Annotated in this window: 23 protein-coding genes and 1 tRNA gene; 11 read left to right on the plus strand and 13 right to left on the minus strand. The window is 63.4% G+C overall.

Annotation, left to right across the window (positions count from 1 at the left end; all coding sequences use genetic code 11):
• The first annotated feature begins 8 nt into the window (after positions 1-8).
• Positions 9-602 (plus strand): hypothetical protein, encoded by a 594-nt coding sequence (locus M5J20_RS01060; RefSeq protein ID WP_253575521.1) that lies wholly within the window; start codon positions 9-11, stop codon positions 600-602.
• Here M5J20_RS01060 and M5J20_RS01065 read toward each other — a convergent pair.
• Positions 599-739, minus strand: a complete 141-nt coding sequence (locus M5J20_RS01065; protein ID WP_253575523.1) for a hypothetical protein — start codon at positions 737-739, stop codon at positions 599-601. The genes M5J20_RS01060 and M5J20_RS01065 overlap by 4 nt on opposite strands.
• 130 nt (positions 740-869) lie before the next feature.
• Between M5J20_RS01065 and M5J20_RS01070 the strand changes: the two genes are divergently transcribed.
• A tRNA-Val gene (locus tag M5J20_RS01070) sits at positions 870-942 on the plus strand.
• A 48-nt stretch (positions 943-990) separates the two neighbouring features.
• Here the strand turns inward: M5J20_RS01070 and M5J20_RS01075 are convergent.
• Positions 991-1,353, minus strand: coding sequence for a VOC family protein (locus tag M5J20_RS01075; protein ID WP_253575525.1), 363 nt, complete (start codon positions 1,351-1,353; stop codon positions 991-993).
• Positions 1,354-1,372: 19 nt separating this feature from the next.
• Positions 1,373-1,780: a DUF3052 domain-containing protein gene (locus M5J20_RS01080; RefSeq protein ID WP_253575527.1), complete on the minus strand. Its 408-nt coding sequence runs from the start codon at positions 1,778-1,780 to the stop codon at positions 1,373-1,375.
• Positions 1,781-2,031: 251 nt separating this feature from the next.
• Here M5J20_RS01080 and aceE point away from each other — a divergent pair, with 251 nt between their 5' ends.
• The 7 genes from aceE (at position 2,032) to M5J20_RS01115 (ending at position 11,391) form a co-directional block, all read left to right on the plus strand.
• Positions 2,032-4,770 carry a pyruvate dehydrogenase (acetyl-transferring), homodimeric type gene (gene aceE, locus M5J20_RS01085; protein ID WP_253575865.1) on the plus strand — a complete coding sequence of 913 codons (2,739 nt, stop codon included), beginning with the start codon at positions 2,032-2,034 and terminating at the stop codon, positions 4,768-4,770.
• A gap of 74 nt (positions 4,771-4,844) precedes the next feature.
• A complete protein-coding gene (locus M5J20_RS01090) occupies positions 4,845-5,045 on the plus strand; it encodes a hypothetical protein (protein WP_253575529.1) in 201 nt (66 codons plus the stop codon).
• Positions 5,046-5,459: 414 nt separating this feature from the next.
• Positions 5,460-6,506 (plus strand): extracellular solute-binding protein, encoded by a 1,047-nt coding sequence (locus tag M5J20_RS01095; RefSeq protein ID WP_253575531.1) that lies wholly within the window; start codon positions 5,460-5,462, stop codon positions 6,504-6,506.
• A gap of 80 nt (positions 6,507-6,586) precedes the next feature.
• Positions 6,587-7,630 carry an ABC transporter ATP-binding protein gene (locus M5J20_RS01100; protein ID WP_253575533.1) on the plus strand — a complete coding sequence of 348 codons (1,044 nt, stop codon included), beginning with the start codon at positions 6,587-6,589 and terminating at the stop codon, positions 7,628-7,630.
• 78 nt (positions 7,631-7,708) lie between these two features.
• Positions 7,709-9,430: an ABC transporter permease gene (locus tag M5J20_RS01105; RefSeq protein ID WP_253575535.1), complete on the plus strand. Its 1,722-nt coding sequence runs from the start codon at positions 7,709-7,711 to the stop codon at positions 9,428-9,430.
• Entirely contained in the window at positions 9,427-10,290 is an 864-nt protein-coding gene (locus M5J20_RS01110) for a glycerophosphodiester phosphodiesterase family protein (protein WP_253575537.1), read from the plus strand. The genes M5J20_RS01105 and M5J20_RS01110 overlap by 4 nt, the downstream gene beginning before the upstream one ends.
• Before the next feature lie 48 nt (positions 10,291-10,338).
• Positions 10,339-11,391, plus strand: a complete 1,053-nt coding sequence (locus tag M5J20_RS01115) for a LacI family DNA-binding transcriptional regulator (RefSeq protein WP_253575539.1) — start codon at positions 10,339-10,341, stop codon at positions 11,389-11,391.
• Here M5J20_RS01115 and M5J20_RS01120 read toward each other — a convergent pair.
• On the minus strand, positions 11,388-12,287 hold the full coding sequence (locus tag M5J20_RS01120) for an alpha/beta fold hydrolase (RefSeq protein ID WP_253575541.1): 900 nt from the start codon (positions 12,285-12,287) through the stop codon (positions 11,388-11,390). The genes M5J20_RS01115 and M5J20_RS01120 overlap by 4 nt on opposite strands.
• Positions 12,288-12,312: 25 nt before the next feature.
• Between M5J20_RS01120 and M5J20_RS01125 the strand changes: the two genes are divergently transcribed.
• Both M5J20_RS01125 and M5J20_RS01130 read left to right on the plus strand, forming a co-directional pair.
• On the plus strand, positions 12,313-12,585 hold the full coding sequence (locus M5J20_RS01125) for an acyl carrier protein (protein ID WP_253575543.1): 273 nt from the start codon (positions 12,313-12,315) through the stop codon (positions 12,583-12,585).
• Between the two features lie 2 nt (positions 12,586-12,587).
• Positions 12,588-13,382, plus strand: a complete 795-nt coding sequence (locus tag M5J20_RS01130; protein ID WP_253575545.1) for an HAD-IIA family hydrolase — start codon at positions 12,588-12,590, stop codon at positions 13,380-13,382.
• Here M5J20_RS01130 and M5J20_RS01135 read toward each other — a convergent pair.
• From M5J20_RS01135 to M5J20_RS01175, 9 genes are all read right to left on the minus strand, one after another.
• Positions 13,379-14,242 (minus strand): alpha/beta fold hydrolase, encoded by an 864-nt coding sequence (locus M5J20_RS01135; protein ID WP_253575547.1) that lies wholly within the window; start codon positions 14,240-14,242, stop codon positions 13,379-13,381. The two genes, M5J20_RS01130 and M5J20_RS01135, sit on opposite strands and share 4 nt — an antisense overlap.
• Positions 14,243-14,463: 221 nt before the next feature.
• Positions 14,464-15,846 carry an NAD-dependent succinate-semialdehyde dehydrogenase gene (locus M5J20_RS01140; RefSeq protein WP_253575549.1) on the minus strand — a complete coding sequence of 461 codons (1,383 nt, stop codon included), beginning with the start codon at positions 15,844-15,846 and terminating at the stop codon, positions 14,464-14,466.
• Positions 15,839-16,177 (minus strand): hypothetical protein, encoded by a 339-nt coding sequence (locus M5J20_RS01145; RefSeq protein ID WP_253575551.1) that lies wholly within the window; start codon positions 16,175-16,177, stop codon positions 15,839-15,841. Before M5J20_RS01145 ends, M5J20_RS01140 begins: the two co-directional genes overlap by 8 nt.
• A 254-nt stretch (positions 16,178-16,431) precedes the next feature.
• Positions 16,432-17,346: a DMT family transporter gene (locus tag M5J20_RS01150; RefSeq protein WP_253575553.1), complete on the minus strand. Its 915-nt coding sequence runs from the start codon at positions 17,344-17,346 to the stop codon at positions 16,432-16,434.
• A 13-nt stretch (positions 17,347-17,359) separates the two neighbouring features.
• A complete protein-coding gene (locus tag M5J20_RS01155; RefSeq protein WP_253575555.1) occupies positions 17,360-18,166 on the minus strand; it encodes a serine hydrolase domain-containing protein in 807 nt (268 codons plus the stop codon).
• 22 nt (positions 18,167-18,188) lie between these two features.
• Positions 18,189-18,650 (minus strand): DUF4230 domain-containing protein, encoded by a 462-nt coding sequence (locus tag M5J20_RS01160; RefSeq protein WP_253575556.1) that lies wholly within the window; start codon positions 18,648-18,650, stop codon positions 18,189-18,191.
• 40 nt (positions 18,651-18,690) lie between these two features.
• The gene (locus M5J20_RS01165; RefSeq protein WP_253575558.1) at positions 18,691-18,840 is read right to left on the minus strand and encodes a hypothetical protein; all 150 of its coding nucleotides are present in this window, start codon (positions 18,838-18,840) and stop codon (positions 18,691-18,693) included.
• Between the two features lie 10 nt (positions 18,841-18,850).
• Complete coding sequence (locus tag M5J20_RS01170; protein ID WP_437177604.1) at positions 18,851-19,063, minus strand: hypothetical protein; 213 nt, start codon at positions 19,061-19,063, stop codon at positions 18,851-18,853.
• 27 nt (positions 19,064-19,090) lie between these two features.
• On the minus strand, positions 19,091-21,517 hold the full coding sequence (locus tag M5J20_RS01175; RefSeq protein WP_253575892.1) for a hypothetical protein: 2,427 nt from the start codon (positions 21,515-21,517) through the stop codon (positions 19,091-19,093).
• Positions 21,518-21,586: the final 69 nt, after the last annotated feature.

Here is a 21,586-nt window from a genome sequence, read left to right on the forward strand (position 1 = left end):
AGGCCACCATGCACGCTGAACTCACTGACCGCGACACCCTTGTGTTGGAAGCCTGCCTCGGACTGCTGGGCAACGCGGGGATCGCGCTGGCGCAGGACGTGGAGCCCGATGACGTTGAGGATGCAGTGGCTGACGTGCTGGAGACGTTCCGCGCGTACCCGCTGACCACCGTCGCGGGCCTCGACGATCCGGAGGGCGCGCCGCTGCTCGCGGGCGCCGTGATTTCCGGTGCGGATGTGGCCGAAGTGCCGGGGGATATCGAGTCGATTATTGCTACCGTCGAGCGTTTCGCTGGCGCCGCCGGCGCAGAGGCGAACGACGTTGCAGTGGTGCCCGACCCCGAGACCGGTGGCGCGACCGGATCCGTGCGCATCCGCTTCGGTACCTGGGATATCGCCGACATCGACTACAGCTTCGAGGATGGCGCGGACCCCCGCGATTTCGAGCTCGATGTTGTGGCTGCCGCACTCCCCCTCGACGCGGCTGCTGCGACCTTCCCCACCCCGGACGGCCGCGATGTCACCCTGTTCATCCCGGCCGGTGCCGACCGGGACGCTGTCGATGACCTGTTCGCGGTCATCGAGGATGAGTTCAGCGCTTAGCGCTTGAAAATGGACTTGAGGAAGTCCTGGGTCTGCTCGTAGCCGAAGTCGCGCACGCCGCGCCAGATGCCGCTGAACAGGTTGGAGATGGAGTACCAGACAGCGTTTGCGGAGAGGCCGAGGAGAAGCTGAGACATGGGACGGGACCTTTCGGTGGAAGTGTTAGGTGAACTCGCTCTTTGTACCCCGGCACGACAGGTGTGTCAACGGGATATTCACGGCGGGGTTTGGTCGCGGGCAAGGGGGTTTGCTACCATTGCCGGACGCGCGCCGTTAGCTCAGCTGGAAGAGCAACTGGTTTACACCCAGTAGGTCGGCGGTTCGAGCCCGTCATGGCGCACAGAAAAAGAGGCTATCGCACGCATCCGCGGCGGTAGCCTCTTTGCATCTACCACTTGTAGAACTCCAACACGTTGCCGTCTGGATCTGAGATATATCCGGAGTAGGACTGCCAGGGCATCTCCCGAGGCGATGATCCATTGTCCCGGTACTCGGTTGGCAATGTGTTCCAGTACTCATCCACATCGCCAACCAGGAATTGAATGACTGCACCACCGGATTTGGTGGGGCTAGTTTTCGTCGCTTCGGCGAACGTTGCTAAATCGAATACTCCGATGACACTTTCATGGAAAGAAACCTCGAAGTATCCCTCACTTGGTGAACTCACCTTGGCTTCCGGAAGAGCGCGATAAAAATCCCATGACTCGTGCAAATTGGTTGTCAAGATCGTGAGGTGGTCAAATCGGATCACAGCGGGTTCCTTTCGTTACCTATTTGCGGCCCGCCGGAGCGGTGAGCAGCGAGCCCTGCCACTGGCCGAAGCGGTCGGCCTTCGTCTGCACCAAGCCCGCGAGCTGCGCAGACTCAGAGATCACGCCGGCGTGCACGCCGCCCTGCTGGCCCGTGCCCGGGGTCAGCAGCCAGATGCGGCCGCCGTCGCCGAGGTTGCGGATCGCGTCCACCAGGGAATCCACCAGGTCCCCGTCCTCGTCGCGGTGCCAGAGCAAAATGGTGTCGCAGAGTTCGGTCGAATCCTCGTCCAAGAGCGGGGAGCCGATCGCGTCCTCGATCGCTTCAGAAATGGTGGCATCGGCATCGTCATCCCAGCCGATCTCCTGGACCACCTCGCCTTCGGTCACTCCTAAGCGGGCGGCGTACGTCTCATCGGTGGCAGCCATACGCACCACCTTACCCAGGAGTTCTCCCCCGCGCGCTACCCCTAGATCACACTTTTGGTCGGGCTCATATCCGAGCAACCGGAAAGGAACTAGAATCTGGGGTGAACCCTGTTCTCAAAGCGGGCACCGGCGCAGGGCCGGAAAGCCTGGCTAAATTCTGGAGGAGACACGTGGCAGACAACGCTGACAACAAGTCGAACGACCTCGAGGGCGTCGACGTCTACGGCAACACGCCGGAATCCAACATCCCGATGCTGCGCGACGGCGTTGCGTCGTACCTGCACGATAGCGATCCGGAAGAGACCCAGGAATGGATGGACTCCCTGGACGGCCTCCTGGACGCTTCTGATCCGGAGCGCGCCCGCTACCTCATGCTGCGCCTCATTGAGCGCGCGAACGCCAAGCGCGTGGACCTGCCGGCGCTGGCGTCGACGGACTTCGTGAACACGATCCCGACCAACCTCGAGCCGGAGTTCCCGGGCGACGAGAAGATTGAGAAGCGCTACCGCCGCTGGATGCGCTGGAACGCGGCTGTGATGGTGCACCGCGCCCAGCGCCCGGGCATCAAGGTTGGCGGCCACATCTCCACCTACGCTTCCGCAGCGGCGCTCTACGAGGTCGGCTTCAACCACTTCTTCCGCGGCAAAGATGCCGAGCAGGGCGGCGACCAGATCTTCTTCCAGGGCCACGCTTCCCCGGGTATGTACGCACGCGCGTACCTCGAGGGCCGCCTGACCGAGGATGACCTGGACGGTTTCCGCCAGGAGCACTCCCGCCCGCAGGGCGGCCTCCCCTCCTACCCGCACCCGTACGGCATGCCGGAGTTCTGGGAGTTCCCGACGGTGTCGATGGGCCTCGGCCCGATGAACGCCATCTACCAGGCCCGCTTCAACAAGTACCTGCAGGACCGCGGCATCAAGGACACCGACCAGCAGCACGTGTGGGCGTTTTTGGGCGACGGTGAGATGGATGAGCCGGAGTCCCGCGGCCTGCTGCAGATGGCCTCCCTGTACAGCCTGGACAACCTCACCTTTGTGATCAACTGCAACCTGCAGCGCCTCGATGGCCCGGTGCGCGGTAACGGCCAGATCATCCAGGAGCTGGAGACCTTCTTCATTGGCGCCGGCTGGAACGTGATCAAGGTTGTGTGGGGCCGCGAGTGGGACGAGCTGCTCGAGCGCGACAAGGACGGCGCGCTGGTGCACATCATGAACACCACCAAGGACGGTGACTACCAGACCTTCAAGGCCAACGACGGCGCCTACGTGCGCGAGCACTTCTTCGGTCGCGACGAGCGGACCCTGAAGCTGGTCGAGGACATGACCGACGAGGAGATCTGGGCGCTGCGCCGCGGCGGCCACGACTACCGCAAGGTCTACGCCGCCTACAAGAAGGCCATGGAGACCAAGGGCAAGCCGACGGTCATCCTCGCCCACACCGTGAAGGGCTACGGCCTCGGCCACAACTTCGAGGGCCGCAACGCGACCCACCAGATGAAGAAGCTGACGCTGGAGGACCTGAAGCTCTTCCGCGATAAGCAGGGCATCCCGATCACGGATGAGGAGCTGGAGAAGGACCCGTACCTGCCGCCGTACTACCACCCGGGCGAGGACGCAGACGAGATCAAGTACCTCAAGGAGCGCCGCAAGGAGCTCGGTGGTGCACTGCCGGAGCGCCGCGTGAACTTCACCCCGCTGGAGCAGCCGGACTTTGAGAAGACCTACAAGGCGCTCTTCAAGGATTCCGGTTCCCAGGAAGTCGCTTCCACCATGGCGCTCGTGCGCACCTTCAAGGCGCTCATGCGCGACAAGGAAGTGGGCAAGCGCGTCGTGCCGATCATCCCGGATGAGGCCCGCACCTTCGGCCTGGACTCCTGGTTCCCGACGCTGAAGATCTACAACCCGAACGGCCAGAACTACGTGCCGGTCGACCACGATCTGCAGCTGTCCTACCGCGAGGCGAAGGACGGCCAGATCCTGCACGAGGGCATCAACGAGGACGGTTCCTCCGCATCCTTCATCGCGGCGGCGACGTCCTACGCCACCCACGGCGAGCCGATGATCCCGATGTACATCTTCTACTCGATGTTCGGCTTCCAGCGCACCGGCGACAACTTCTGGGCCGCTGGCGACCAGATGGGCCGCGGCTTCATCATCGGCGCAACCGCCGGCCGCACCACCCTGTTCGGCGAGGGCCTGCAGCACATGGACGGCCACTCCCCGATCCTGGCCTCCACCAACCCGGCGATGGTGGTCTACGATCCGGCGTTCGCGTACGAGATGCCGTACATCGTCTCCAAGGGTATTGAGCGCATGTACGGCTCCAACCCGGGCGAGAACGTCATGTACTACATCACCGTGTACAACCAGCCGATTCACCAGCCGGCCCGCCCGGAGAACCTGGACGTGGAGGGCCTGCACCGCGGCATCTACCTCTACGACAAGGGCGAGCAGAAGGAGCACAACGTCTCCCTCCTGGCCTCCGGCGTCGGCATGGTTCAGGCGCTCGAGGCCCAGCGCATGCTGCAGGAGGACTACGGCATCGGCGCGTCCATCTACTCGGTGACCTCCTGGGTCGAGTGCGCCCGCGACGGCGCCCACCTCGCCAACGAGCAGCTCCTGCACCCGGGCGAGGACGTGGGCACCCCGTTCGTGACCACCCAGCTCAAGCAGACCGAGGGCCCGTACATCGCCACCTCCGACTTCGCGACGGACCTGCAGGAGCAGATCCGCCCGTACGTTCCGGGCCAGTACATCGTCCTCGGCGCCGACGGCTTCGGCTTCGCCGACACCCGCGAGTCCGCCCGCCGCTACTTCAACATTGACGCCGAGTCCATGGTTGTGGCAGCGCTGATGGGCCTGGCAAACGAGGGCAAGATCGACATGTCCGTCGCCGCGCAGGCTGCGAAGGACCTGAAGATCGACGACCCGACCGCGGCCACCCCGAACTCGCCGACTGACGACGAAGGCGAGGAGAACGCCGTCGAGTAGGTGCTTGCTTAGCGACGAAGCGGGGCCTCCCCTCACGGGGCGGCCCCGCCGCCGTTTCTGGAGGTGAGGTAGCCGTGGAGGACACCGATTTCGCCGCGATCACCGCAGCCGTCAAGGACGGCCGCGACGACGACACCGTCGCGCTGTACACGAGTTTCCCGGCACTCGACTGGCTGCGCGACGGTTACGACTGGAAGTCCGACCATGCCGAGGAGTTCAGCGAGGTCATCCAGCGCCTCAGCGTGATCCTGCCGACGGAGGGCACCTCGCACTAGGACTTCTTCATCCTCTGCGAAAACTACATCCTCCCCCTCGTCTGGATTCCAAACTCGATCGACCTTGCAGCACAAGCCGCGGTCACCTACTGGAACCGGAATCCGGGGAATGATCCGCAGCCTCTTCGTGACCTTCTGGACCTGCTCCGCGGCCACCCCGACGGCGAGCGCTTGGATGAAATCGCCGCGACGGCGGTCAATGTTAAATGGGCTTAGAAACTGTTTTAGATCGATGAAAGCGCGTACATGAAAGCGCTTCCAACTATTCCCCCTAGATTAAAACTGCCGTAACCGAAAATTTACAAGCGAGGGTGATGATGACCAATGAAAGCGCGTTCACGCATGGCGAGGCGGGTGTCTTCGCAGTGAAACCACTTTCGACAACCGGTCAGATCCCAACCGAAAGGCAGTTCTGTGAAACGCCCCTCCATGTTCAAGTCCGCAGCTGCGCTCTTCACCTCCGCAGTGACCGCCCTGGCTCTTGTCGCCTGTGGCTCTTCCGAAAGCGGCTCCGACGAACCCCTTGTTATCTACTCCAACTCCACCTCCGACGGCCGCGGCGAGTGGCTGACCGAGCAGGCTGCAGAAGCCGGCTTTGAGATCCAGTTTGTGAACCTCGGCGGCGGCGATATCCAAGACCGTCTCGTGGCTGAGAAAGCGAACCCGATCGCGGACGTGGTGTTCGGTTTGAACAATGTCTTCTTCGAGCACCTGAAGGCCGATGGTGTACTCGAGCCGTACAAGCCGTCTTGGTCGGACAAGGTTGACAGTGGCATCGGTGATGACGAGCAGTACTGGCCGATCGTCCGCGAGCCGATCATGCTTGTGTACAACGATGCGGCTTTCTCTGCGGCTGACGCCCCGCAGGACTGGCCGGACCTGTGGGAGGAGGAGCGCTTCCACAACCGATACGAGGTTCCCACCGGCTTGGGCGGCGCCACCACTCAAATGGTTCTGTCTGGCATTCTGGCTCGCTACCTCGATGAGAGCGGCGACCTCGGTGTCTCCGACGAGGGGTGGGCAGCTATTGAGTCCTACTTCAAGAACGGCAACAAGGCCGTGAAGGGCACCGACCTTTACGCCCGCATGAAGTCTGATGAGGTTGACGCGGGCCAAATGTGGCTTGCAGGTAAGGCCAACCGCGAGAAGGAGTACGACATCCAAACCACTGCGGTTCACCCCGCCATCGGTGTGCCGATGGCTACGCAGCACGTTGCGAAGGTCGCCGGAACCGACAACCCGAAGAGCGAAGAGTTTATCGATTGGTTCGGTTCCGGCGAGGTCCAGGCTGCATGGTCACGCGAGTTTTTCACCGCTCCGGTGAACGCAGATGCCCTCGCCGGCGCTGACCAGACCGCCGTCGAAGAGACCGATTCTTTCGAGCCGCAGGATATCGATTGGCCCACCATCGCGAAGTACCTTCCCGCTTGGATTGAGAAGATCGAGCTGCAGTACATGTAGCGCTCCCTGATAACCCACAAGTGACCGAGCCTCGTTTCTCTGTAGACGGGGCCGTTGCTTTCTCTCACCCAGGAGACTCCATGATTACCTTCGAAAACATTAAGGTCGTCTACGACGAATTCGTTGCAATCCCTGACTTCAATCTCGAGATCCATGAAGGCGAGTTCTTCTCGTTTCTCGGTCCGTCCGGCTGTGGCAAGTCCACCGCCCTGCGAACCCTTGCTGGTTTCATCGCCCCCACGTCCGGGTCCATCCGGATTGACGGCAAAGACGTCACCTACGCGCATGCCTCTAAGCGCGGCATCGGCATGGTGTTCCAAAACTACGCGCTCTTCCCATCAATGAATGTGCGCGACAATATCGAGTTCGGCTTGAAGATGCAGAAGCTGCCGAAGGCTGAGATTTCGGAGCGCGCCCTGAAAGCCGCGAGGCAGGTTTCGCTCACAGACGAGCAACTTGGCAAGCAGATTTCTGAGCTATCCGGCGGCCAGCAGCAGCGCGTAGCAATTGCCCGTGCCCTCGTCATGGAACCAAGCATTCTGCTTCTCGACGAGCCGCTGTCCAACCTGGACGCCCGGTTGCGCAAGCAGCTGCGAGTCCAGCTGAAGGAAATTCAGTCCGAAGTGGGAATCACCACGGTCTATGTCACCCACGACCAAGAGGAAGCGCTTTCCATGTCGGACCGAATCGCGGTGCTGAACGAGGGGCGCATTGAACAAGTTGGGACCCCGACTGAACTGTACGAGCAGTCCGAGACGGAGTTCGTCTGCAACTTCCTCGGCGAAGTAAACCCGCTCTCCGATGCACAAATCCACGAGTTAAACAACCAGGGCGCACGCCTCTCGCCCGAGCACTCCCACTACATCCGACCCGAGCGACTCACAGTGCAAAGTGACAGCATGCCGGCAGCGGGCGGCGACCTACGACTCCCCGCCACCATCATTGGCGAAAGCTACCTGGGCGACCACACTGTACTCGAGGTAGATGCAATGGATACCTCGCTGCGTGTGAACGTGCCGAGCCGCGATCGAGTCGCTTTCAATGGCCGCGACCACACCTTGGTGCTCGACGATTCTGCAATTAGCAGTTACGACGCCAACGGGCGTCGAGTAGCCACAAGGTAGGTCTTAGCGATGAACAAGAACCGACTTTCAATTCGCTCAATGCTGAAGTCGCCACTGAATATTCTAATTCTGGCACTGATGGCATACTTCCTGATCACATTCCTGCTGTGGCCGAACATCTCACTCTTGCTCAACGTGTTCCGCCCAAACGGCACATGGAGCTTGGACGTCTTCCCCAAGCTCTTCGCCTCCGAGCGCGCAATGAAATCCCTGCGCAACTCGGTGATCCTGGCGTTCATTCTTTGCATCACAGTCAATGTCGTCGGCATCTTCATCGTGCTGGTGACCCGTTACTTCGACATCAAGGGCTCCCGAATCTTGTTCCTCGGTTTCGCCACCCCGTTGCTATACGGCGGTGTGGTGCTGGTTTCCGCATACAACCTGATCTACGGACCGAACGGATACCTGACCAATGTGGCCACGCGGTTCTTCCCCGGAATGGACCCCCATTGGTTCCAAGGCGTACTCGCTGTGGTGCTAGTGATGACGTTTTCTGGAACGGGTAGCCATCTACTCTTCCTCAGCGACTCGATCTCCAAGATTGATTATCAGACAATCGAGGCCTCGAAGCAGATGGGCGCCTCCACCTTCACGACCTTCCGCACAGTGGTTCTACCGGTGCTTCGTCCGATGATCTTTGCCATCACAATCCTCACTTTCCTCGGCGGTCTCGGCGCGCTCACGGCTCCGCTGATTCTCGGAGGGGAAAACTTCCAAACAATCTCCCCGATGATCCTCACATTCTCGAGGACAGTTAGTTCCCGCGACCTGGCGGCGACCCTAGCGATGTTTCTTGGCGTAATGACGATCATCATGCTTGCTTTGCTGAACCGCGCGGAAAAGGGCGGCACGTACTTTTCTGTGTCCAAGGTTCCAGTTGCTCTGCAGAAGCAGAAGATTGAAAACCCGGTAGCTAACGTGATTGTTCACATTCTGGCGTGGGGTCTTTGGCTGATTTACGTTATCCCGCCGGTACTGATCTTCATTTTCTCCTTCACAAACGCCTCGGCAATCAACAGTGGCCGGATCACACCGTCCGACTTCACGCTGAGCAACTACATGAAGATCTTCACTGATTCTGCTGCTGTGAAGCCGTTCCTCATCTCGATCGCCTATTCGGCTCTGGCTTCTGTCATTGTTGTTTTTGCAATGCTCTTTGTGGCGCGATTGGTACAGCGCCACCGCAATACCGTTACCGTCTGGCTAGAGTACCTTCTCCATATTCCGTGGTTGCTCCCCGGCACAATGATCGCGCTCGGTTTGCTGCTGACTTTCAGCAGCTCGCAGCCGCTCGTTTTTGGCAAGGTGCTGTCCGGCACTGTCGCCCTACTTGCGATCGGTTACGTGATTGAGAAAATCCCTTTCACGCTTCGGATGTTGAAGGCCTCGTACACAGGCGTGCCTGCCAACCTAGAGGAAGCCGCCTCCCTACTCGGCGCGAGCGACTTCATGATTTTCCGGAAGATCCTTCTTCCAATCGTCCTGCCAGTTGCTGCGGCGATTACCGCGCTGAATTTCAACTCGCTTCTGGACAACTACGACACATCAATCTTCCTAGCCCATCCGTTCTACCAGCCGCTGGGCATCTTTATCTATGAGGCTACTGAGTCGGATACGCTCAACGACACTACGGCGCTGACCTTCGTCTACACGGTCCTGCTGATGATCATCTCGAGCATCGTGCTCTACTTGGTCTACGGACGTAACGACAAGTCTGCCAACCCGGGACTTCGTTGGATTCGTCGACTGTTCCGCCGCCGCGGGATGCCGACCCAGACAAAGGAGGCGGTTGGCAAATGACGTTCGACATTGTGGGCCAACCTGCCTACGCAGAGATCAACCATCGCTTCCTCGCTGCGGTGAGCAGGAGATCGCCGCTGGTCGCGGTGCATCGCGGCCAGAATTCGGGCAGCATTGTAGAAAACACAGCTAAGGCCTTGAAAGCGGCGGCCGTCTCCGGCGCTGACATCGTAGAGATCGATGTCATCGAATCGACTGACGGAGACTACTTCATTTTCCATAACGGCTACGAAGGTGCGTACTTCGGTCTCGACCGAGACATCCTCACTCTACGTACCGCCGAACTGGAAGAGCTGCAGTACGAGGTATACGTTTCCGGCAAGGCTGAGAAGTACGGGCTCGAGAAACTCGAGACTGTCCTCAAACAGTTCCCGGACATGATCCTCAACATTGACCGCTCGTGGGATTACTGGGACCACCTACTGCCATTCCTGGATAGATTCGACTGCGCGGATCGGGTCCTTCTCAAATCCCCGGTGTCAGAGGCGTGGCTGTCCGTGCTCTCGTCGCATAAAGTGAAGTACCCGTTTATGCCGATTGCGAGAACTGCGGAGGAGATAGAGCTGACTCTCGGATGGCCAGAGTTGAACACTGTCGCGGTAGAGATCGTGGTCGATGATGCGGGCTCCGAGCTTGCAACGAACGAATTTGTCCAACGCATGCACGCTAGGAACCTTCTGGTACAAGCGAATGCACTCAACCTACCGAACCGGGTGCCCTTGTTCCTTGGATGGGACGACGAAGTTTCGGTCTTGGACAATCCGGATAGAGGCTGGGGCAAGCTGGTGGACCACGGTGTGGACATCATCCAGACAGATTGGCCAATGCTGCTAAACCAGTACCTTTCCACTCGGAAGTAGTGTCGTGAGATCCAGCCAGCAGGATGGGTGGATAGAATTTGCTCAACTATGAGTAATCCACGCAGCCGAACCGTGCGCGTCACAATGGACGATGTGGCGCGCGCCGCTGGCGTATCTCGGGCCACCGTCTCCAGGGTGATGACTGGCAACTCATCCGTGAGCAAAGAAACTTTCGAACGGGTGAACGCAGCGATCACTGCTCTGGGTTACGTGCCGAACGCAGCGGCTCAGTCGTTGGCAGGCCGGAGGCACGACACTCCAATGGTTGGATTGCTTCTCCGCGACCCATCCAGTGCGTACTACGGCTACTTCCACTCACAGATGCAGCGGCAATCTGAGGATCACGGATTTCAGCTCGTTGCAGCTGCACCAACCGTTCGCGGCAATCTCGTGGACGAGCTTTCGGCACTCGAGCGGCTCGTGAGGCTCGGTGTCAACGGGATTTTCCTAGCGACGGGTTCGATCCGTCCGTCCGACGTTGAATCCCTCTTGGACACAGTTCCGATGATCTCTGTGGGTCGTCCGGAACTTCACGATGAGATCACCGCGATTTCCTACGATGAAGAAACTCACGGCGAAATCATGGCAACCAACGTTGTCAACCACGGGCACCAAGCTGTCTGCGTAGTGAACACCCCGATGGAAGTCTCATCATCAGAGTCCCACCGCGCGCAGGCGATGATCCGATCGCTTAAAAGTGCCGGCGTGGTCGTCGAGGTCGTTGAAGCAGCCGAAGCAGCCCAACGGATGTCCACAATCCAGCCGGTGCTCAAACTCTTGAAGGACGGGCGCGTGACATGCGTGATGTTCCCAGCCGACTACAGAGCACTCCAGTTTGTCGACTACTGCACTATGGCAGGGCTGAAGATTCCTGAAGCCGTGAGCGTTACTGGCGTTGACGGCATAATTCCCCGGTGGCAGAACGTGGGCCTTGCCACCTTACGACTTCCAGTCGAAGGAGTCGCTGCCCGCGCAGCGCAGGTGATGGGCTCCCGGCTCGAGAACCCCCGCCAACCCGTGACTCACGAAACCTTGGTTGGAACATTCATGCCCGGCCATACCTTAGCCACAGCGCACGATTTCTCCGGCGGAGTCGGTTAACCAGAACACCCCGCCAGCGTAAGCACCCGCTCAATCGTAGCCGCCACCGCGCCCGGCGCGTCCAGCGGCGGCATGTGCCCGGAATCAGGCAGGACCTGCACGTAAGCCTCCGGCCAGAGCTCGGCCAGCAGCGCGGACTGCCCGATGGGGGTGACGTGGTCGCGGTCGCCGACCAAGATGTAGCCGGGCAGGCCCGCCAGCGCTTCCCCGGCGCCCAGCTCGGAGTGCTGCAAGAGGTCGTCGAAGAAGCCGGCGTAGGTGGCCAGCGGGGTTTGCTGGATCATGTCCGCGTGGAAGCGAATCACTTCGTATGGCATGGGCCGGAAGTAGAACCCCAAGGCGAGGATGGGGGCGAGCGTGCGCGTCACCACGCGGCGGAGGCCTTCGGCGAAGTGCGGCGTGCGCGCCACAATCCACTCCAGCACGCGCCCGATCGGACCTGCCAGCACCTGCGGCATCCCCTGCATCGCGAAGGGTTCCACGGCAGAGGAGATCTGCACCGACCCGGCCCAATTGAACTCGCCCGCGTACCGGCGCATCAGCGACAGCGACACCGGCCCGCCGAGCGAGTGGCCGACCACCACCACCGGCCCGGTCACGCGACGCGCGCGCAGCACGGCTGCGACGTCGTCGGCGGCGTTGTCGATGGTGAGCAGCTCGGGTGGGCAATGGCCGGTGTTGCCGTGGCCCCGGATGTCGATAAGCAATTGCCTGACATCGTGCTCGCGCAACGCGTCCACTTGGTAGACGAACTCGGGCGCGGCGATGTTGAAGCCGTGCAGGTAGACCACGGTTGGTACGGCGAGATCGTCGGAGCCGACCTCGTACCACCACACGCGCACGCCGCCGGAGTCGACGGTGCCGGTGCGGTCGGGGCGCAGCTCGAGTGTATCCATGCGTTCCACCCTAATATTGGGAGGCATGGAGCTTTCGCAACGCCTAGACCTCGGGGAGGCGGTGGAGGTTGAGCAGCCGCAGGACGCGTTCGCGCGGTTGAGCTCGCTTATCGACGACTCCTTCAACCTCATCATCACCCCCGAGGCAACACTCGCCGATTCGGGGCTGAGTTCGCTGGACCGCATTGAGCTGGCGATTCGCATCGAAGACCACTTCGGCGTGCCCATTACGGAAGAAACCTACGAAGAGCACACGACAGCCGGGGATCTCGCCGACTACCTGGCAGAACAGGAGTAATCATGACCATTTCGTACCTGACCGACATGGACGGTGTGCTCCACCGCGAGGGCGATGTCATCCCGGGCGCAGACGAGTTCATCCGCACCCTCAACGATGAGGGCATCGAGTTCATGGTGCTGACCAACAACTCGATCCAGACGCCGCGCGATCTCTCCGCGAAGCTGGTGCGCATGGGCCTCCACATCCCTGCTGAGCGGATCTGGACGTCCGCGACCGCGACGGCGAAGTTCCTCTCCCAGCAGGCCGGCGAGGCGTCCGCGTACGTGATCGGCGAGGCCGGCCTCACCACCGCGTTGCACGAGATCGGCTGGGTGCTCACCGACGTTGAGCCGGACTTCGTGGTGCTGGGCGAGACGCGCACTTACTCCTTTGAGGCGCTGACCACGGCGTCGAACCTGATCCGCAATGGTGCGCGCTTCATCGCCACAAACCCGGACATGACCGGCCCCGGGCCGCACGGCGTGATCCCCGCGACCGGTTCCGTCGCCGCGATGATCACGGCTGTGACCGGGCGCGAGCCGTACTACGTGGGCAAGCCGAACCCGGTGATGATGCGCACGGCGCTGAACCACATCGGCGCGCACTCGGAGAACACGGTGATGATCGGCGACCGCATGGACACCGACGTCAAGGCCGGTCTCGAGGCGGGCATGCGCACCATTCTGGTGCGCACCGGCATTGCGGACGACGCCGAGATCGCCCGCTTCCCCTACCGCCCCACCACGGTCCTCGACAGCGTAGCGGAGCTGGCCGGGCGCATTCACGACCCCTTCGGGGACGGGTTCTACGCTTAACGACGTTCCCCTGCGGCCAGCTCCCCGAGGAACCGCTCGATGTGGGCGTTGACGGCGGCGGGGTTGTCCGCGTTCGCGTTGTGGGCGGCGTGTGGGATCCACTTCACGGTCCTGCCCGTTTCCTCCGCCCAGCGCTTGTTCTGCCGCTTCGAGTTCGCGGTCGCGTCGTTGACACCGCAGACCAGAATCGTCGGGCACGGCAGCTGGTAATCGAGGTCGGCCAGTATGGCGTCGGCGGTAGCGTTGATCGTCCGCACCGCGAGGCGTACGTACTCCTCCTTGTCGTACACCTCAAGCATTTCGCGCGTGAGGCGCTGGCCGTACTCGCTTTCCGACGTCTCCTTCGGCGCGGCCTCGAGAATTTTCTTCCACGGTCGCATCCGCAGCACCGGTTCGATGCGCCGCGCGGCGGCCAGCTCGATGGCGTTCCAATACTGCCGACCGAGCGGCACTGAGTCGATGCAGACGAACCCGCTCGCAAGATCGGGGCGCAGCTGCAGCGCGGCCTGGCATACCATGCCTCCGAAAGATTGCCCGACCAGCACCGGGCGCACAACCCCCTCCTGCTCCAAGATGCCGATCAACCACTGCGCCACGCCGCCAAGCGTGATCGCATCCAGGTCGAAGGGCCGGGACTCGTTGTGCCCGGGGCTGTCCCACGCGAGCACGTTCGCGCTGCCGTCAGGACCGCTGAAGTGGACCAGTTGTTTGGTGAAGAGGCGGTGATCCACCAGCATGCCGTGCAGGAACACCAACCACGGTTTCTCCGGGTCGGGTTCAGGGGTGATCCAGTACCGGATGCTGCCGTGCTCGGTTGGGAATTCCCGGTATTCCAGGGTGTCCATCGGGTCTGCGTTCATGCGCCCTATCCTCCCACGCCAGCCGCGGCACCTGAGCGATCAGTACGTGAAAAATCCCGCGAATGCCCAGGCAAGAGGCATTCGCGGGATTTTTCGTGCATTGACCGCTGGTAACCATGGAGGTGCATCGCTGCGATTACCGCGAAGGGGCTTCACAGGGCACCCTTCGTAAAGTAAGGCTAGCCTAGCCTTGAAGAGTAGTCAAGGGGGTAGTGCCGAAATTAGTTGGCCACGAAGAAGCGCTGGATGTTCACGAACTCGTCCATGCCCAGCGGGCCGAGCTCACGGCCGAGACCGGAGCTCTTCACGCCGCCGAAGGGCAGCTCGGCGCCGCGAGCCTGCGGGATGTTTACGTGGATCATGCCGGTGACGATGCGCTCGGCAACGCGCTTGGCGCGCTCCTCATCGGTGGACATCACGGCGCCGCCGAGGCCGTAGTTGGAGTTGTTGGCCACCTCGATCGCCTCCTCCTCGGAGGAGACTTTGTACACGGTAGCGACGGGGCCGAAGAGCTCCTCGTAGTAGATGTCCGAGCCGACCGGGATGCCGGTGACCACGGCGGGGGCGAAGTAGGCACCCTCGCCGTCGAGGGTGCCGCCGACGTGGACGGTCGCGCCCGCATCCTCCGCGAGCTTCAGCTGCTGCACCAGCTTTTCGGCCGCGTCGCGGGAGGAGAGCGGGAAGTACTCGCGCTCGGCCTCGCCCGGCTTCAGCGGGTCTCCCTTCACGTACTCGCCGGCGATCCGCACGAGCTCCTCGACGAACTCGTCGAACACATCCTCCATCACGATCATGCGCTTGTTGGAGGTGCACGCCTGGCCGACGTTGCTGATGCGCTTCTTCCACGCGGTCTGCGCAGCTTCCTTCGCGTCCTCGGCATCGAGCACCACGTAGGCGTCGGTGCCGCCGAGCTCCAGTACGCACTTCTTCAGGTTCTCGCCAGCCTGCTTCGCAATGGAGCGCCCGGCGCGCTCGGAACCGGTGAGCGAGACACCCTGGACGCGCTTGTCGGCGATCAGGGTGGTGATGTCGTCGTGGGAGGCGTAAATGTTAGTGAACACGCCCTTGGGCAGGCCGGCCTCTTCGAGAATGTCCTGAATTACCTGCGAGGAGCGCGGGCAAATCTCGGCGTGCTTGACCATCACCACGTTGCCGGCCATGATCGCCGGCGCCGCGAAGCGGGCGACCTGGTAGTACGGGAAGTTCCACGGCATCACGCCGACAATCACGCCGAGGGGCACCTTGCGCAGGATCGCGGTGCCGTCCTGCTCGGTCGGAATCTCCTGGTCCGCACCAAACTCGGCGCCGTGGTCGGCGTAGTAGGTGAAAATCTCGACGACGTCGTCGACTTCGCCGTCGCCCTCTTCGATGGACTTGCCCATTTCCTCGGCGATGATCTTGGTGAGCTCGTCCCGGCGATCGTCGAAAAGCGAAGCTGCCTTGTGCAGCAGTTCGGCGCGCTCCTCGTAGCTCCTCGTGCGCCACTCCTCGAACGTCTCGTGCGCGGTCGCGAGCGCATCCTCGAGCTCGTCGGCAGTGATGAAGTCGAAGGTCTCAACGACCTCGTTGGTTGCGGGGTTCTGTACGCGGTAAGGATTAGCCATGCAGCCCATGGTAGGGACGCGTCACCAGCTGTGCCATGAACCCCCAGCTAGCGGCCAAAGTCTCCAGCTCACGCGCGAATTCTGCGAGCGCCTCGGGCGGCGCGCTAAGCGGTTCGCGGCACGCGTAGGTGCCGTCCGCGCGTCGCTGCCAGCGGGTGAACCACACCTCACCGTCCTCTTCGGATTCCGGCAGCAGGAGCAAGAGCTTTTCGACGCTCGCCCGCGCCCGGCGCGGCATCGCATCAATAATCAACGTCGCGCGCCGCGCGGTTGCTGGCAGGCAGATCGAACGGGCTGCGCGGGGTGCGGCGTGCACCAGCGTGGATGTCATGGTGGGGACCTTCGGTGTATTCGTGGCGGCGCACTCCCTGTGGTGATCCCCGGTGACTAGACGGGCCGCACCCGGTGACTAGCCGGGCGCGGTGGAGTGCGAGACGAGAGGTTCGTCTTCCCCAACGGCCTCTTCATGCTCAGCAATAAGCTGTGCCGATCTTGCGTCACACACGCCCCTGCAGCAACCCTCAACCGCTGGTTGACACCCCTATTTGATCAACCTGAGGTAGAGGGTTAGCTAAGGCGGAACGGCTAGAGCAGGCGCACCGCGATCACGCCTGCCAGGATGAGGGCGAGACCTGTGAGGCGGCGCGTGTCCATGCGCCGCTTGGGTGCCCCGAAGGCGCCGACTGATTCCATGAGCTGGCCGCCCGCGATCGTGCCCGCGTTAAAGGCAATGACCGTCGTCGCGGTGCCGATGATCGGTGCCAGCGTCGCGCCGCCGGCCACGAAGATTGCGCCGATGACACCGCCGAGCCACATCCACCACGGGCCCGGCTCCGGCCGCCTCGTCAGTTGCCGCGGGCTGGTGGCAAGCGCCGCGATCATGAGCAGCACCATCCCCACCGCCAGGTTGATTTCGGCGGCGTGGTAGGAAGAACCCGCGATGGTGCCCAGGTAGCCGTTGATCGCCGTCTGCATCGCCGAGCCCATACCCACGGCTACGCCGAGCCCCCGGAACAGCCACTCTTCAGCGCCGCTGACCTTGCTGCCCTGCGTCTGCGGCATGCCGATGCCGAGCACCACCGCAATCCCGAGCAGCACCACCAGCGCACCGACAAGGCGCATCGCGGTCACGTCCACCTGCTTCGCCCGGAACAGGCCGAACTGGTCGATGGCCAGGCCCATCGTCACCTGGCCCAGAATCGTCAACACCACTGTCTGCACAGGCCCGAGCTTCTGGAAGAGCAGGATGTTGCCGATGATGAACAGGCATCCGAAGCATCCGCCGAGCCACGCCCACCACGGCGGGGCAACTGCGAACTGCGGCACCGGGTTGCCCCGCACTACAGCGGTGATCAGGATCGACACCGCCAGCGCGATGGAAAAGGAGATCAGCGCCGAGACGATCGGCCGGTTGCCCACCGCCATGCGCAGGCGGGAGTTCGCGGCGGTTTGGATCGGAATGATCGCCCCGATGAGCAGGGCGATAAGCAAGTACTGCATCGAGCCGAAACCCTTAGCTCAGCTCGTTCCAGATCGCGGTGTTGGTCTCCTGCCAGAGCGGCTTGGCCCAGTCGCCGAACTCGCGGTCGGTCAGCGCCACCATCGCCACGTCGCCGGCCACCCACAGGTAGCTGCCGCTCATGCCGAAGTGGCCGCAGGTGGTTTCGGGCATGCCGTCGCCGGTCCAGTGCGGGGACTTCTCGCCCTTGATCTCAAAACCTAAACCCCACGGGCACGGTTTCTGCATGCCGTAGCCGGGTACCACACCGCGCAGGTCGCCGAATTGGTTGCGCATGGCTTCACCCAGCGTTTCCGGGGCGAGCAGCGTCGGGGAGAGTAGCTCGGAAGCGAACAGCGCCAGATCGCGTACTGACGCCCGTCCCCCGTGCCCCGCACTGCCCGCAAGCTCGGCAGTATCCATGCCCAGCGGCTCAAACACACCCTCGCGCAGGTACTCCGGGAACGCGATGCCCGTGGTCTCCTCGACGTGGTCGGCGAGGATCTCGTACCCGGCGGAGGAGTAAATGCGCCGCTCCCCCACGGGTTTCTGCGGCTCGCGGGTGTCGAACCCCACGCCGGACGCGTGGGCGAGGAGGTGGCGCACGGTCGAGTCGGCGGGCCCGCAGGCATCGTCAAGCTCGAAAGCTCCCTCCTCCACGGCCATGAGCACGCCGTACGCGCTCAGCAGCTTGGTCACGCTGGCGAGTTCGAAGACGCGGCTGGTGTCGCCGAACGTCGCCTCATGCGTGCCGACGATCGCAGCGGCGACGTTGTCCGCCGGCCACCCGGCGAGGTGTGCTTCCAGGATGTTCCCGCTCATGGGCACTGATCCTAGTGGCGGGCTAGGACGTCCAGCGCACGCGAACGTCGTAACCGTCGAGCGAGGTGCCCGCCGCGACAGCCCGCGCATGGCTGGCCAGGAGTTCCTCCACGCGTGCCGACGCTCGGTCGAGCAACCCGCGCTCCACCGCTTTCTCCTGGGCGAGACGCTCCTGCTCCGAGATGAAGCGGGTGACATCGTCGACGCGGACTTGGTTGAGCGGGTTCATGGACTGGTCGTGGACCGTGACACTCGACGAATCGATGGTGGAGCTCAGCACCTCCACCTTGGGCACGCGCACCGTGATCGTGCGGCTGAGATCGTCGATGTCCACCACGATCCTGGTCACGTCGCGCACGCCCGCGGAGACCGTGCCGTCGTAAGTGACCAGGAAGTTGCGCCCCGTGAACGGCACCTCGAAACCGCGCAGCGTGAGCCCCTCCTTGTCGTAGGACCCGACGTTGGAGTACACGTACTCCTCCACGCTCAGCTCCGCGACCTGGTCGAACGAGGCCTCGATGGTGTCAGCCGTGATGCGCTCCTCCCCCGTAGCCGAAGAACGAGGGGCGGAAGAACAGCGCGGCCAGCGCGATGAGGAGCGCGGCGACGAGCGCGGTCACCGTCTTCCACGGGTATCGACGGCGGGAGCGGGGCGTACGCGCTGCGGTAGTCATGCCGAAAAGCCTAGTCGCGTTCAGGCACATCGCCCCGGCGCCAGCGCAGCCAGCGGGTGATCAGGTACGCCTCGAGCGCGATGAGCGCGGCGGCGAGCAGCGCCGGCCACACGGCGGGCTCCGGCTGGAACACGTTCACCACCGCCTGGATGAGCGCCAGCGCGGCGAAGAAGCCGATAAAGCCGATGATGCTCTGCCACACGAGATCTTTGCGCAGGTCCACGCGGCGTAAGTGTACCGGGGCGCATGCTTACCGACGGGTGTTGTCACCGATCACGCTCGGCAGCACCAGCGGCGCATCGCCGAGCAGCGCCTGGAGGTTGCCTTCGCGCTCGACCGCGCTGGTGACCGCCTTGACCTTCCGCGACTTCTTGGACTGCTGCTGGTTGCCTGCGCCCGCACCCGCCGCCATGGGCACGCCGCCAATCGCAGCGCCGCGAGGCTGGCCCGCACTGCCAGCGGCCGCGTTCGGGGTGGACCCGGAGCCACCCGTCGGCATCGAACCGAGCTGGCTGCTTGGCGCCCCGCCCGGCACGCCGCCCAGTGCCGGGTTCACGCCCGCGCCGCCGAATCCGCCGAAGTTGCCGAAGTTGCCGAGTCCCGCGACATTCGCTCCGATGCTCGGAGCGGAAACCGGCACGGATCCGGCACCCATGCCGGCAGACATCCCTCCCGGTGTCTTGCCGCGGGCGCTGGCCGCGCCGCCGCCGAATCCGCCCAGCCCGTCCAAGCCAGCTGGCACAGCGCCGGTGCCGAGCCCCATCGGGGTGGTGGGCATCCCGGCCGGGAGGGTGCCGCCGGCCAGTGCGTGCTTGCCGAGAGCGCCCGGCACTTGTGGGATACCCCCCGCACCGGGAGCTCCCGGTGTGCCGGGGCCAGCACCAGGCTGACCGATCCCACCCGCGCCGTTCGGCATTGCCCCGGCGTTAGCGCTGAGACCAGGGTTAGCCAGGCCGGCTGCACCGCCCCGGGAAGCCCCACTGAACGAGCCCGGCGCGCCGAACCCACCTGGCATTCCGTTTGCCCCTGCGTTCGAGTCGGTGCGCATGTTGGCACCGTTTGCGCCCCTTGCCGACGTCGGGAAGCCTGCGGTCGCCGGGCCAACACCGGACGCGCCTGCACGCTTGGGATCCATGGCGCCGAGGCTGCGCTTGAGCGACGAGCCATTGTTGCCGGACTGCCCGACCCCGCCGAAAGAGAAGCCGTTGCCGGAGCCCAAGCCGAACACTCCCTTCGGAATGCTGAACCGCGGGCGCGACCCGGCACTGCCGGATGCGCTCAGAGCGCCAGCACCGATTCCGGCGCCGCCGATCGCAGAAATGCCCGGCACCGCCCCGCTCGCCGAAGGCTTTGCCGTGCCGGCAACCGTCCCGGCACCGATCGACGGCTTCGCTGCCTCAGAAGCGCCGAGCCGCGGCGGGCTGGCAACGCCGGCGGCGTGCGTGGGGGTTGCCAGCGCACCACCTATGCCGGAGAGCGCGCCCTTGGCAATCGAGCGAATCGTGCCGACCGGTGCCGCGCCGGCTCCCGCGGCCTGAGCACCTGCAGTCGCGGCGGGGTTCGCGCCCGGGGTCAGTGTGGGAGGCATGTTGGGCGCGGCGACTGCGGCCGCTTGCGTCGGCGTCGCACCGGCGGCAATGGCCTCGAGCATGTCGGGGTTGGGGCGGCCGTATGCACTCACGACCTCGGCCGGCGTGGTCGCCCGGGCAAGGTCGCCGTGGCCTTGGGCGATGAGGGCGTCTTGCAGCACCTGCGGCAGCGGGGTGGCCTCGAAGGACGGGGCGGTGGGCTCTGCGATCTCGCCGATGCGGAACGGGTCGCCGGAGATCGTTGCGAGGTCCGGGATGAGCTGGTTGAACATCGGGATCGTCGCGGTCAGCGCCGCACTGAGGCGTGGGCCGAAGACGCCGAGGTACGTCTGCTCGATGATCGGCTTCGCGGGTAGCGGCGCCGCGAGGTAGCTCGCCACGACAACTGACGCAGTGACTTGCTCAGCCGCCGCGATGGTGCCGAGCGCTTCAACGTGCCCGGCCATCGCCCCGGAACGCGCGCCGAGGGTGGCCGCCGCGCGCTGAATCTGGTTCAGGCGCTGCTGGCCACGCTGCACCCAATGCGTCTCGTTGGAGGTGGCGAGCGCGCTCTTGGTCCGGAAAAGCGCATCTGTGGCCCCGGCTGCCTGCGCCATGACACCGTGCCACGCCATCGCGTCCATCCCGGCTGCGGCGGTATTGGTGGCCAGCAGCTTGTGGTGTAGCACGAGAAGATTGGATTCCAGCCCTGCAATCGGTTGCGGCGGGGTGAAGCGGGACGCCTTCGGGTTCGCTGCGCTGATGTTGGGCTGGAAATCGGTGGTCGCGGCGCGGTACCGCGCAGTGCCAGGTGCGTTGACCACGTCGAGGGCGCGCGCCAAAGAGCCGTCGGCACGCATGGTGTTTTCTAAGTTGGTTTCGGAGATCTGCGCGGCATCGAGCATGTGTCGCGCGAGCACCCCGACCGCCTCGGGTGCGTAGAACCCGGAGACGTGGCCCAGCTTCTGCCCCACCTCGCGTAGGCCCGAGACCATGGAGAATGCGCCGAGCGCCGACGTGCCGCGGCAACTTGAGGCGGTGTTCAGCCGCCCCGCTTCCCCGCGCAACGAGGCGATCGCCTGTTCCACCGATGTCGAATCCACTTGCATGCGAGCACTCATAAAATGCGTTCCCCCCAATGTGTTGTATGCGTGTTTGCCCAGCCATCGCGGCTGCTA

Source organism: Corynebacterium stercoris, assembly GCF_024160105.1.
Lineage (GTDB): Bacteria > Actinomycetota > Actinomycetes > Mycobacteriales > Mycobacteriaceae > Corynebacterium > Corynebacterium stercoris.